The organism is Enterococcus sp. FDAARGOS_375 (assembly GCF_002393265.1).
GTDB classification, from domain to species: Bacteria; Bacillota; Bacilli; order Lactobacillales; family Enterococcaceae; genus Enterococcus_D; species Enterococcus_D innesii.
In genome coordinates this window covers 362,138-375,153 of sequence record NZ_CP023515.1, presented here as the reverse complement: position 1 = coordinate 375,153, position 13,016 = coordinate 362,138, and the positions used below count along the sequence as shown (strand labels likewise).

Genomic DNA, 13,016 nt, shown 5'->3' with positions numbered 1-13,016 from the left:
GTCTTATCGACAATGGGAGGGAGCAAGGCGATGAATGTTGAACGATTTATTGAGGCGAGGAAACAGGCGGGCTTCTCGCAGCAAGAACTTTCGGAAGGAATCTGTACGCAAGCCACTTTGAGTAAATTTGAAAACAACGGGCAGGCACCGTCCCTCAAAATTTTGATCAAATTGTGTAATCGGATCGGCTTGCCATTGGTCGACTTGTTTTCTTCCATGAATGTCGCAACGACCAAAATCAAGGAAGAATTGGCAAAAGCCGAATTCTACTTGATCACGAGCGAGTATGAACAGTTGGCTGCATTGCTAAGTCAAATCGAAGTGAAGCTGATCGATGAACCAGCATTAAAAGCGCAATATGATTATTTAAAAGGCTTTGAAATGATTTTTAATGAAGCGGCGATTACCGATGTCTTGTTTCAATTCGATCAGTTATTGATGAATGAAACGGCGGAGGAATTGTTTGATCTCTTAGCGTATACTGGGATCGGTTTGGTGTATGCCAGAGAAGAGGAATGGGCAAAGGCCGAGTTTTATGTGACGAAGGTCTTTGAGAAAATTTATACCTATCCGATCAAAACGATCGAAGACACGTGGCGGGTGTTGAACATCGTCTTTCATTGCGGCGTCTTTTATGCGAAAGTCGATGATTTGGAAACTAGTGATACCTTGTTGAATTATGTGTTGGCGATTTGTTCCGACAATCATTTGACCTACTACTTGGCTCGCGCGGCAGCCCAACTGACCGAAAATGCCATTCGTGAACAACAGCCGAAAGAAACGATTTTGGAAATGTTACACGATGCACGAGCGTATGCCAAAATCAATAAAAATGTAAAATTACTGGCGCATTTAAAAGCGGTCGAAGAAACGATCGAATAAAAATATATTTTCGACAAAAAAGATTTGTTGCGCAAATGCTTGATAACTAGCAGTCCTTTTGACGAAGGGACTGCTTTTTTTGATTTTCTTTATATAAAAAAATATATAATTGTGTTGACAAAAAAATATATCGGGAGTATTCTTTAATTGTGAAAAAACTAACATAATTTGAGATACATCGTTTTGAGGAGAAGGGATTTTATGAAGGCAGCAGTGAGAGAAGCCGCTCGCACGATTCAGCGGATGGGCACGTCCATTGAGTTAAAAGTCGCTCATACAAAACCAGAAAGTGTACTGGACGAGCTGGAGAACCAGCTGAAAGGATACGACCATCGCTTTAGTGCCAATGATCCGCGATCGGAATTGAATCAGCTGAATCAGTTGGCAGGACAAAAGGGGCTTGTGCTTGATCCAGAATTGTACCAGCTGATCGAAATCGGCAAACATCATAGCTGTGCTCCCCACAGTCAGCTGAATATTGCCATCGGTCCACTGGTCCAAGCATGGCGCATCGGGTTTGAAGATGCCCGCATCGTATCAAAGACGCAGGTCAAAGAATTGCTTGCGCTAACAGACCCGCAACAGATCCAATTGGCAGCAGGCAAGGTTTTTTTGAAAAAAGCTGGAATGAGGATCGACCTCGGAGCATTAGCAAAAGGCTACATCGCTGATAAGTTACGCACCCATTGCCAAGCCCGTGGAGCAGCGTATGGATTGATCAACTTAGGCGGAAATATTGTCTGTTTCGGCGCTGCACCAAATCATTCGGACGGGCATTGGCGGATCGGGATCCGAGATCCCAAAGGCGGTCGGGCAGACACCTTGGGCATTTTGCCAATTAAGGACCAAACCGTCGTCACTTCGGGGATCTATGAGCGGGTCTTGACCACCGCTGAAGGAACGTATCATCATTTGATTGATCCTCAGAGTGGCTTTCCCATCGAATGTGGGTATTTGAGCATCACGATCGTTGCAGCGACATCGTTACTGGGGGAAATCTGGACTTCGCGCTTGTTTGGCAAGCCCATTCCAGTTGTTTTACAAGAGATTCAGCAGCAGCCAGAAATCGAAGGAATCATCGTAACCAAAGAAAATGAAGTCATTGCCTCTAAAGGCATTCAGGCAAGACTTTTAAGATAGCCCAACCAGAAAGGAAGAGACAGGATGAAATTTATCGGATTCGTGGGAACCAATGCCACTCGTTCCACCAATCGCACGTTGTTGCAGTTTATGAAAAAAATGTTTGCCAATGAGGCAGAGATCGAACTAGTCGAGATCAAAGATCTTCCAATGTTCAACAAACCAAAATCAAAAGAGTTGCCCGCACAAGTAACCCAGCTTGCCGAAAAAATCGCGGCAGCAGACGGTGTGATCATCAGCACACCAGAATACGATCATGCCGTACCCGCAGCGTTGATCAATGCTCTGAACTGGTTGTCCTATGGAATTTTCCCGTTTGTTGACAAGCCAGTGATGATCACTGGTGCTTCTTATGGGACGTTAGGTTCTTCTCGTGCGCAAGCCCATCTAAGACAGATTTTGGATTCTCCAGAGTTAAAAGCACGGATCATGCCTAGCTCTGAATTTCTATTAGGTCATTCGCTGCAAGCGTTTGACGAGCAAGGCAACTTGATCGATGAAGAGCAGACCCAAAAACTGCAAGGACTGTTCAACGATTTTCTTTTATTTGTAAAAATTACCAGCCAGTTGCAGCACGCCCATGCCGCCAATCAAAAAGAAGCTGCTGAATTTTCATGGGAAACCATCTAACCGCAAAAGATAGGAGCGTAAAGACAATGAAATTGATCGGAATCGTCGGATCAGCCGCTGAAGTCTCCACCAATCGTCAGCTGCTGAACTTTATCAAAAAGCAATACAAAAAGGAATTCACGTTAGAACTTGTAGAGATCAAAGACTTTCCTCTCTTTAATCAAGAGGAAGATCAAACCCAAAGCCCAGCCATCCAGCGTTTGAATCGGCAATTATTGATGGCAGACGGTGTGATCATTGCTACACCTGAGCACAACCATACCGTGACGGCAGGACTGAAAAGCTTGCTAGAATGGCTTTCATTCAAGATCCATCCTCTGGAAAACAAACCAGTGATGATCGTGGGTGCCTCATACTATGATCAAGGAACTTCAAGGGCCCAGCTGCATCTGCGCCAGATTTTGGACGCACCGGGAGTCAATGCTTTAGTGATGCCAGGAAATGAGTTTTTGTTGGGCAAAGCCAAAGAAGCTTTCGATGAAGCCGGTGATTTGATCGATGCCCGAACGGTTGCTTTTTTAGATGCGACGATCAACAGCTTCTTGCAATTTATCAAAGTCGTTTCTGCTTTAGCGGGTCCCAAACAATTGCCGCCCGAAGACCTCTACGCCACAGGGAAAATCGCAACCACCGTGGAAGGAGTGGATATGTATGATGATCAATGGCTGGAAAAAGCCGCTGAAGCAGTCGGTGCCGTTTCTGGCAATACCTACGTCAAACTAAATCGCGGCTTGCTGACAGTCGATCAGATCAATTACTTCTTAGATTCGATGCCGATGGAATTGACATTTGCCGATAGCAACAACCAATTCTTGTATTACAATCTGCGGGAAGAAGCCCAAAATATGCTGGCAGCACGTGTGCCAGGACAAGTCGGTAATCCATTAGCAAAATGCCATCCTGAAAAATCCTTCAAAAATGTTGAGTGGGTGATCCAACAGCTGCGCAGTGGGGCGACCGACGCGGTTCGGGTCCATGTGCCGAAACAGGTGCCAGAAAAATACATCGTCCACAATTATCAAGCGATGCACGATGAAAACGGTGAATATGCGGGGATCAACGAATACATCCTTGATTTCAAGCCAATCATCGAATGGTATTTGCAACAAACCGGTCAAAAACTTGTCGGCAATGAAGACGCCATTTCCAGTGCTTCTGTGCACCAAGAACCGACCGATGCGGTCACTAGTGCCAGTACTCATGACGCACCTGCAGCAGATGCGGTCACCAGCGCTTCAGTGAAATAAGGGTTGTCTAAAGGGAGAGAAGGAATCGCTAGAAGCATTCGCTTGCAATCAGTTGCCAAGCGAATACTTCTCTTTTTGCTGCTTTTTTATGAATGAACGGTTTTCTATGAGCGATTGAGTTGATCAAGGACATCGTTGCGAGAATTTCACAAAGTTTCTGAAAAAAATTTGCATATTCATCTTTTGCTTCGTATACTAGTTTAGGACGTTGCTTATAAAACGGCTGTATCATCGTACATATTTTTTGATAGGAGGAATTGCATGAAAGACAAACGAAAAGTCTTGCGTCCGTTAGGATCAGGGTTTGCGATGGCGGTTCCTTTGTTTATAGGGATCCTCGTTCAGGACCCTTTGATAAGTTCTGTGGGGGCGATGGGGGCTTTTTCCTACTTGGCTTTTCAACATCGGTCCCTTTTTTATAATCTACGCGCCATTTTGACCCAAGGCGCTGCGTTGCTGTTGGCATTTATTTTAGGCGCTGGGACAGCACTGATTCCTTGGAGCGCGCCTTTTATCATCGGTGCGTTGTCGTTTTCGGCGTTTTTGTTGTCAAAAGTGATGCGGATCCCCAAGCCCGACTATTTCTTCGTGTTGATGCTTTATGCCACCGGCTTTAATTTTCACGCAGCGCACCTTGGAGAGATCTTGCACCACAGTTCCTATTTGCTTTATGGCATCGCAGGCTCGCTGCTTGCTGGACTGGTGATTTCGTTGGCTGAACAGCTGCCGTTGAAAGAAGAAAAAACGGCCTTTCAACAACTGAGCTTGCACGAGAAATATTCGCTAGCATTATCTCAGCAACCAGAAATGGTCATCAAGGCGCTGCACTTTTCTTTGATATTGTTCATTGCGACCTACATTGCCTATCTGTTGCGGGACAGCAACGGCTATTGGATCTTGATTTCTGCTGCTGCCGTCTTGGCAGGAGAACATATGGAAAAAATCAAAAATCGCACGATCGGCAGGGTACTGGGAGGAATCGTGGGGCTGCTGCTGGGTTTCTTATTGATGTCCTTGCATATGCCCCTTGAAGCGATCGCAGTGGTATTGATCATTCTAAACATATTGACGGAGTTTTTTATGCCAGTCAATTATACCGTTGCTAATTTTTTTACCAACCCGCAAGTCCTGCTGTTAATGACCATCGGTACTAGTTTTACGCCGCTGAAATTGATCCCATTGCGTTTTTCAGGGGCATTGATCGGCAGCGTGCTGGCAATGCTGTTGATCTTTCTAATGGATTGGGCAGTAAAGCAAATGGAGCAAGCACTGGGAAACAAACCAGAAGACACGACGGATCAAACACAATAGAATAATGCACCATCATCGATAAGCAAGAGCTGTAGCTCTTGCTTTTTTTGCCTTTGATTCTCTATCTAAACGTTATCTCCATCGGATAGGAAAAATAAGGGAAATATGAAATAATCGAGCAAAGGTTCCTATTTTGAAATAGAAGCGTTTACATTTTTGCAAACTAAAGTGGCAGAAACATCTACTTTTTTTGTTGTAAGCGAAATCATATACTCAAATCAGAGAAGGAGAGAAAGTTGTGAAAAAACGAATCGTAGATGTTTTGCATCGCCTGTTAGTGACTGATTATCCACTATCCATCGAGCAACTGGCAGAAGAGACTGCAGCCAGTGGGCGGACGATCCGCAATGATTTGAATGAGATCAACACGTTTCTTGCTGACTTACACATCGGACCGATCCAAACTCTTCGAGGAAAGGGCATCCTTTTGAAACTGACCTCGAAACAGCAAGCCATCGTTTGGCAGGCATTACACGCACAACAGTCGGAATATATGACCCGTGAAGAGCGTCGTTTTGATCTGCTGCTGCATCTGACATTTTCAAAAGAGATCCTGGTGTTGAATAAAAAAGAAGAAGCGTACCAGATATCGAAAAGTAGCATGGATGAAGACATGCGCCGTTTGCGGGCGGACATCAATAAATATGGCATTGAGATCATCAGCCTAGGAAAAAAAGGACTGCGGTTGAATGGATCGGAACGAGCGATTCGGACGATGATTTTTGACATCATCAATCAGCGGATCGGTAGGTTGCCACTTGATAAACAGACCCCAGATTTAGTCTTTACGAAATTGCTTTATCGCTATTTGCCGCAAAAAGAAATCAAACAGATCCAACTAGTGATGCAAGCAGTGTTGCCGCCAAATCAAAATGAGTTGTATAGCAGCCAAATCTTATTGTTTACCGCCATTTGGCTGATGCGTATCAGAATGAAGGAATTTATCACTCGCATGAACTGGTCTACTTCTAGCAATCAGCTCCAAGGATCAGCCTATATCCAGGCGATCGCTGAAACCTTTTCGATCGAGCCACCAGAAATCGAAGTCAACTATCTTTCTTTCATCATCGAGTCACTGAACTTTAAAGATTTGTCCAATTCCATCGAATGGGCACATGCGCAACTTTTGTCGCTGCAGCTGATCCAATTTGTCGAATGCCAAACCAAGATCCCTTTTAGTAAAAAGGAAGAAGAGCTGTTAGAGGGATTGTATAAACATATGGCAGCGCTGATCGTTCGAGCCAAGAGCGGCATTCAAGTACCCAATCCGATCAAAGAGACTGTTCGCAAAAATTATGGACAAATCTACCAAGCCGTCAAGGGCTTCGCCCCCACGATCGAAGAGATCGTCGGTCATCCACTATCAGAAGATGAACTGACATTTCTCGTGATCCATTTTTCTACAGCCCTAAGTTCATTGAACCACGAGCTCATTACGAGCTATAAGGCGGTCGTCGTCTGTAACCATGGAATGGCAACCGGCAATCTGCTGGCAGCCAGCCTCAAGGAGAAGTTTCCAGAAGTAGAAGTTGCGGCAGTCTTGAATTCACAAGAAGTCAATTTGATTACGAAATTCGATGTGGATCTGGTTTTTTCAACCTATGAGATCGATTATCGAGAAAAGCCGGTATTACTGATCCCACCGATCATCAATGAAGAAAATCACCAAGTGATCCGCCGTTTCTTAAACAACAATGAACAATTCAAGCGGATCGCCTTTGACCAAAAAAATGCCACGCTGTTCTTCAATCAGTTGCTTACAGTGATTGAAGAAAGCGGCGGGACAGTCGATGCTGCCGCCTATCGCAAATTGACACACTTGTTTGAACAAAATCAATTAGCCATTAATGCAAGGGAGATTCAGCCAATGTTAAAAGATGTTTTATCCGCTAATCATATTCAATTAAACGTTCCTGTTCAAAATTGGGAAGAAGCCATTGAACGCTCTGCGCAGCCGCTAGTAAAAGAACAGATCATCGAAAAACGCTATATCGAGGCAATGGTTGCGGCGGTGGAGGAATACGGGCCTTATATCGTCATTGGCAAACATTTGGCGTTGGCGCATGCACGACCAGAAGATGGCGCCCAGCAGTTGGGCGTGAGTGTCCTCACCTTGGCGCCGCCAGTCGCATTTGGGAACCCAGAAATGGACCCCGTCAAAATCATTTTTTGCTTGGCTGCGGTGGACTCCTACTCTCATCTTGCCATCATGAAGGAATTGATCGAACTGATCAATGATGAAGAAAAAGTCACGCAGTTGCTGGCTTGCTCTACGATTGAAGCGTTTCAATCATTGCTATTTTCATAAAAAACAAGAAAAGGGGAAAAAATCATGAACAAATTATCGATCTTATTCGTATGCGGTGCAGGTCTTGGCAGCAGCTTTGCGGCTCAGATGTCAACAGAAGATGTCTTAACGAAATTAGGAGTGGAGGCGAAATTGGATCATGTCGATATCTCATCAGCGGTATCAATGAAACCAGACATCATCATTACGGCAGAGAATTTCCGAACGCAATTTGAAAAGTTTGCCTTGGACCCGACAACCGCAATCATTTATTTACGCAACATCGTTTCAAAACCAGAAATCGAAGAAAAAATCACCCCAGTATTAAAGGAAAAAGGTGCACTGTAAGGAAGAGGCATGACGAAGGGAGTTTGAAAAAATGGGCATCATCAATTTTATCATTGATAATATTTTAACGCAGGCATCGATCACGATCGCTTTGATCGCGATGTTAGGGCTGCTGCTTCAGAAAAAGTCAGCAGGTCAAGTCATTTCAGGAAGTTTGAAGACGCTATTGGGCTTCCAGGTTTTAAGCGCTGGTTCTAGCATCATCGTCGGTAGTTTGACCTATTTCGGCGAGATTTTCACAGAAGGATTCGACATGCAAGGCATAATTCCTTCCATCGAAGCCATCAACGGGCAAGCGATGAATGAGTTGGGCTTGGGTCGGGACATAGCGCTGACATTTTTAGCCATCTTTGTTTTTAATATTTTATTGGCACGCTTTACAAAATGGAAATATATCTTCTTAACGGGTCAAGCCATTTTATGGATGGCGACCATGACGACGGTCTTTGGCTATTTCGCTGGTTTACGCGGCGTTGTCTTGATTCTTGTCGGTGGGTTGATTGGGGCGATCTTTGCCGTAGCGATGCCAGCGATGGCTCAGCCCATCATCCGCAAAGTCACTGGGTCAGACGACATTGCACTCGGACATTTCTGTACGATCGGCTACCTCTTTGAAGCAGGCGTTGCCTATCTGTTTGGAGAAAGAGGCGAGAAGAAAAAATCGATCGAAGACATCAAACTGCCACGTTCTTTTGAATTTTTACAAGATACCTATCTTTCTGTCATGGTCGTGATGGTTCCACTGTATATCGTGACGGTCTTGTTTGCTGGAGAAACCTTTGCTTCTACGCTCTCTGGTGATCAAAATTACATCATGTATGCCTTCTTACAAGCCATTCAATTCGTGGTTGGGGTCTATGTTTTGTTAGCAGGCGTTCGGTTGCTCTTAGGCGAGATCGTCCCTGCGTTTCGTGGGATCGCCATGAAATTGGTGCCTGATGCAAAACCAGCACTCGATTGCCCAGTGTTCTTCCCATATAGCCCAAATGCAGTTATTTTAGGCTTCATTACTACAACGATTGGGACAGTCATCGCCATGTTCGTTTTACCAGTCTTTGGCTTGGCGATGATCTTGCCAGGGATGCTGACGAACTTCTTTGCAGGCGGTACCGCTGGGATCTTCGGCAATGCGGTCGGTGGACGTCGAGGGGCGATCATCGGAGGGATCTTTCACGGCTTCTTCATTACGTTACTGCCAGCCCTACTTGTAACGATCTTCAATCAAATGGGCTTTGTTAACGCTACGGCAACTGATGTGGATACCGTTACGGCAGCCTTGCTATATGCTTGGATCATCAGTCCCTTATTGAAAAACTTTTAATCGCTAGGAGGAAGACCTATGTTCTCTTTTTTCAAAAAAGAAAAAAAGCCCACAGAAACACCAGCGGTTCCTTTGACCGCTGAAGAAAGCCAAGAGGCAGAAGCGCTTATTGCAAATCTAGAAAGTCAGTTGCAAGCAGAAACTGACATCGACGAACAAGCAAAATTGTATGAAGCGTTAGGCTTGGCGCAGGCAAAACTTTCCCGCACAGAAGAAGCGATCGACGCATTGGAAAAAAGCTTGCAGGCGAAAAAATCGATCGGGGACGGCTACAAAAAACTGATGTCCCTTTACAATGCTCAGCGTGCCGCCGCCGCACGAAACGGCGACGATGCAAAGATCGACTATTACATGGACAAAATGGAAGAAATGCGGCAAATCGCCAAACAACTTACGATCAGCGGCAATTAAACTAGACGAGGTGGAATCAAGGATGTATACAACATTAAAAGAAGTAACGAAAACAGCAGAAGCATTGAATTTTACAGTGGGGGCTTTTAATACCCATAATTTAGAAATGCTGCCAAGTATGCTGCGGGCAGCCAAAGAGATGGGGGCACCCATCATCATTCAAACAAGTATCGATACGGCGAAATACATCGGCTATGATGTCTTGGTCAATGTCGTCAAAACGATTGCCGATCACGAGCTAGTAGATGCTGTCTTGCATTTGGATCATGCCAGAGATTTCGATGAGATCAAAGCGGCGATTGATAGCGGCTATAGCTCGGTGATGTATGATGGCTCGCATTTGCCCTTCAAAGAAAACATTTTGAAAACGCGCGCAGTCGTAGAATACGCTCATGCCCATGGGGTGTCCGTCGAAGGAGAACTAGGAACGATCGGCGGCACAGAAGAAGGCATTCATGTGGAAGAAGACGATAAAGTCTTCACACGCCCAGAAGATGCGGTAGAGTTTGTCGCTGCTACTGGCGTCGATGCGCTAGCCATCGCTATCGGAACCAATCACGGTCAATTCCGCTCCAAAACCGAAGTGAATGTTGAGTTATTGAAGGAGATCCATGCAGTCGTCGACGTGCCGCTAGTCATTCATGGAGGAACTGGCGTCAAAGAAGAAGATTATCCTGAATTGATCAATAACGGCATTCGCAAGTTTAATGTAGGTACTGAATTGTTGGTCAATTGGACGAAGATTGCGAAAGAAAATTTTGGGGCAACGGAAGTCAACAAATCTTTGCGCCACAACGTGATCCCATCCAATGAAGCCATCAAAGAAATCGTCAAGCACAAGATCGGCCTTTTCATGAATACGAAAGCGCCGACTGCGATCGGCAAATAGATGGTACGCAAAAAGATGCTTGTTTTATTAGCAGGCAGCCCTGGAACTGGAAAAAGTTATTTACTGAATCTGTTGAAGAAACGTTTTCCTGATCTTTTCGCTCTTACGCCAGATGAAATCAAAGAGTGCTATGCCGAATCCCTCGGCTTTGATTCATTGGCAGAAAAAGCCCAGATCGAAAAGCAGTATGTTTGGCCTTTTTACTATCAGGCATTGGGCTTGTACATGTCTTTAGGAAAACGCTTGGTGGTCTCGGAATACCCTTTTAGTGAAAAACAGAAGCCATTGCTGACTTTTCTCGCCCAAAGCTATGGCTATGACTGCTTGACCATACGTTTGACAGCTTCTTTTGAAACCTTATGGGAAAGACGTTACTTACGTGATCGAGCGGATGACCGCCATTTGAGTTTTATCATGGAACGGTACCATTACGGGGATGTACTGGAAGATAGACAAGCTGCAACCAACCATATAACCAAAGAAGCGTTTCGGCAAATCATCACTGATCGCCGTTACGATGACTTTCAGTTAGGAGCGCTTATCGAAGTCAATGTGGAAGATTACGAGCAAGTGGATTATCGCCCGTTGATCGAGAGAATCGCTGAACAACTCAATGACTCAAATTGAAGAAAAACAGGCGCTACACCTGAAAAGGGCAGCGCCTGTTTTTTTAGTCTAAGCCCAAAAATTTCGAAGTTCCTTGGTTTTGGACTTGGAGGATTTCGGCTAATACTTTGGCATCAAATTGCCCCTCTTTATTGGCAGAATAGACATTGACCTTGAGCTGGTAGTCGGGCAAAGCATAGTTTTCAAGACTTGCTTCAAGCTGCGCGACCGCTTGTTTCGAGAGTGGTTCACCGACGAGTTTTAATTCAAGGGATTGTTTCTGCTCATTAAGTGTTTGCTCCAGCAAATAATGTTCCCCCAGTTTGGCTTCTACAAAACGCTTGGCATGGTATTCCACGATGGTCGTTTGGATCGTCGTATAAACGAAGAAACTGCCAATGACCGTGATCGGTAAGGCAACCACGGCAAACTTCCACCATTTTTGGTGACGGAAATCCCCATACTGCAACAGCCAGATGGTAATGAACAAGGAAAAACAAATCAAAAAGGAATTGGTGAAGAAGAGTTGAGCAGACTCCCATGAAATCGAATAGTCTTTGATCGACAGCCCATAACCCGTCACACAAAGCGGCAAAATCAGGGACGTCCCGATGGAGACACCGATAATGACATCGTTGTCGCGGCCTCTGACTTTGGCAAAAGCCAGTGCTGAACCACCGATCAATGCGATGCAAATATCCCAAATCGTCGCAGACGTCTGGGTCATGATTTCAGGGGTTGTATCTTTGACTGGCGTGAGTAAGAAAAAGGCAAATGAGATGATAAGTACGATGATGACTTGGATGCTAAAGACCAGCAGCCCTTTTTTGACTAAGCGCAAGTGGGAAAGACCTAAACCAAAGCCGATCCCGTTGATCCCATTTAAAAGTGGCGAAATCAACATCGCCCCGATAATCGAGGTAGTGGAATTGTAATTCAAACCAATCGAAGCAATCAGCGTTGCACAAACTAAAAGTGCATAGACGAGCATCGTTTGGTCCATATCTTTTTGAATTTTTCCAATCAATTGTTCTTTGGAAACTAAATCAGGCGTTAAGTTCACCTTCATCATCCTTTCTGAGAAAAATCGTTCTGCTCTTTTCATTGTCCCTTAAATCGGCTGATTTTACAAAAATCTGCGTTTATCAGGCGATGGCAGCAACGAGAATTCAATGATTGGGTTGCCAATCTTTTGCAAAACCGCCGATTTCCTCTAGAATAAGAAGCATAACAGAGAAATGGAAAAGGCGCGGAATGGATGAAAGATTATTTTGCGCAATACAAACGCCTGTTATCGATCGCTGAAGCAGGTTTATACTATGGCAAAGATGTGTACGATAAGGAACGTTACCAAGAGATCAAAGAGTTGGCATTGCATTTGATGAGTACCGTCGTGGATCAAGACGCAGCTGCGTTGACCCTTTTAACAGAAAAAAATGAGGGCTATCCTACGCCCAAAGTCGATGTACGAGCATTGATCCAAAAAGACGAAAAAATCTTGCTGGTGGAAGACAGTCTGACGAAAGAATGGTCACTGCCAGGAGGCTATGCAGAAATTGGCTTGACGCCACGGGAAAACATCAAAAAAGAAGTGCTGGAAGAAACTGGCTTACTCGTTGAGGTCAAGGAGCTGCGAGCAATTTTTGATACGAATCTAAGACCAGACATTCCGCAAGTGTTTCAATACTATAAGCTGGTCTTTGCCTGTGATGTTTTGGCAGGGGACTTCATCAAAAACAGTGAAACCTCCAACAGCGATTACTTTTTGTTGAAGGAGCTGCCGAAGCTTTCCATCAAGCGCACCACCAAGGAACAACTGGAGCAATTGGTGAATGAGAAGTCGTTACACGTTGATTAAAAACAGCTAAGGGTAAGATGTTGGAAAAAGCGTTTTATTGGTTTTTTTAACTGGATAATATTTACTTGCAGATAAAGTTGGTTTAT

The 13,016-nt window shown here is 44.7% G+C and carries 13 protein-coding genes; 12 read left to right on the top strand and 1 reads right to left on the bottom strand.

From position 1 onward, the window contains the following. Positions 1-30 precede the first annotated feature (30 nt). From CO692_RS02740 to CO692_RS02685, 11 genes are all read left to right on the top strand, one after another. Positions 31-882: a helix-turn-helix domain-containing protein gene (locus CO692_RS02740; RefSeq protein WP_015509261.1), complete on the top strand. Its 852-nt coding sequence runs from the start codon at positions 31-33 to the stop codon at positions 880-882. 201 nt (positions 883-1,083) lie between these two features. Further along, positions 1,084-2,022 (top strand): FAD:protein FMN transferase, encoded by a 939-nt coding sequence (locus CO692_RS02735; RefSeq protein WP_096741474.1) that lies wholly within the window; start codon positions 1,084-1,086, stop codon positions 2,020-2,022. A gap of 24 nt (positions 2,023-2,046) precedes the next feature. After that, positions 2,047-2,652, top strand: coding sequence for an NADPH-dependent FMN reductase (locus CO692_RS02730; protein WP_096741473.1), 606 nt, complete (start codon positions 2,047-2,049; stop codon positions 2,650-2,652). Positions 2,653-2,678: 26 nt separating this feature from the next. Further along, positions 2,679-3,899 (top strand): NAD(P)H-dependent oxidoreductase, encoded by a 1,221-nt coding sequence (locus CO692_RS02725; protein WP_042890446.1) that lies wholly within the window; start codon positions 2,679-2,681, stop codon positions 3,897-3,899. Positions 3,900-4,160: 261 nt separating this feature from the next. Beyond that, complete coding sequence (locus CO692_RS02715) at positions 4,161-5,210, top strand: FUSC family protein (protein ID WP_096741470.1); 1,050 nt, start codon at positions 4,161-4,163, stop codon at positions 5,208-5,210. A 238-nt stretch (positions 5,211-5,448) separates the two neighbouring features. Beyond that, positions 5,449-7,518 carry a BglG family transcription antiterminator gene (locus tag CO692_RS02710; protein ID WP_096741469.1) on the top strand — a complete coding sequence of 690 codons (2,070 nt, stop codon included), beginning with the start codon at positions 5,449-5,451 and terminating at the stop codon, positions 7,516-7,518. Between the two features lie 24 nt (positions 7,519-7,542). Next, the gene (locus CO692_RS02705; protein WP_074932245.1) at positions 7,543-7,845 is read left to right on the top strand and encodes a PTS sugar transporter subunit IIB; all 303 of its coding nucleotides are present in this window, start codon (positions 7,543-7,545) and stop codon (positions 7,843-7,845) included. Between the two features lie 31 nt (positions 7,846-7,876). Then, positions 7,877-9,166, top strand: a complete 1,290-nt coding sequence (locus CO692_RS02700) for a PTS sugar transporter subunit IIC (RefSeq protein WP_008379073.1) — start codon at positions 7,877-7,879, stop codon at positions 9,164-9,166. Between the two features lie 18 nt (positions 9,167-9,184). Beyond that, a complete protein-coding gene (locus CO692_RS02695; RefSeq protein WP_005225457.1) occupies positions 9,185-9,577 on the top strand; it encodes a hypothetical protein in 393 nt (130 codons plus the stop codon). A gap of 22 nt (positions 9,578-9,599) precedes the next feature. Next, positions 9,600-10,466, top strand: a complete 867-nt coding sequence (locus CO692_RS02690) for a class II fructose-bisphosphate aldolase (protein WP_010747730.1) — start codon at positions 9,600-9,602, stop codon at positions 10,464-10,466. After that, complete coding sequence (locus CO692_RS02685) at positions 10,467-11,093, top strand: zeta toxin family protein (protein WP_096741468.1); 627 nt, start codon at positions 10,467-10,469, stop codon at positions 11,091-11,093. 43 nt (positions 11,094-11,136) lie between these two features. Here the strand turns inward: CO692_RS02685 and CO692_RS02680 are convergent, their stop codons facing one another. Further along, positions 11,137-12,141 (bottom strand): DUF389 domain-containing protein, encoded by a 1,005-nt coding sequence (locus CO692_RS02680; RefSeq protein WP_226818218.1) that lies wholly within the window; start codon positions 12,139-12,141, stop codon positions 11,137-11,139. A 189-nt stretch (positions 12,142-12,330) separates the two neighbouring features. Here CO692_RS02680 and CO692_RS02675 point away from each other — a divergent pair, with 189 nt between their 5' ends. Next, positions 12,331-12,930 carry an NUDIX hydrolase N-terminal domain-containing protein gene (locus CO692_RS02675; protein WP_096741467.1) on the top strand — a complete coding sequence of 200 codons (600 nt, stop codon included), beginning with the start codon at positions 12,331-12,333 and terminating at the stop codon, positions 12,928-12,930. Positions 12,931-13,016: the final 86 nt, after the last annotated feature.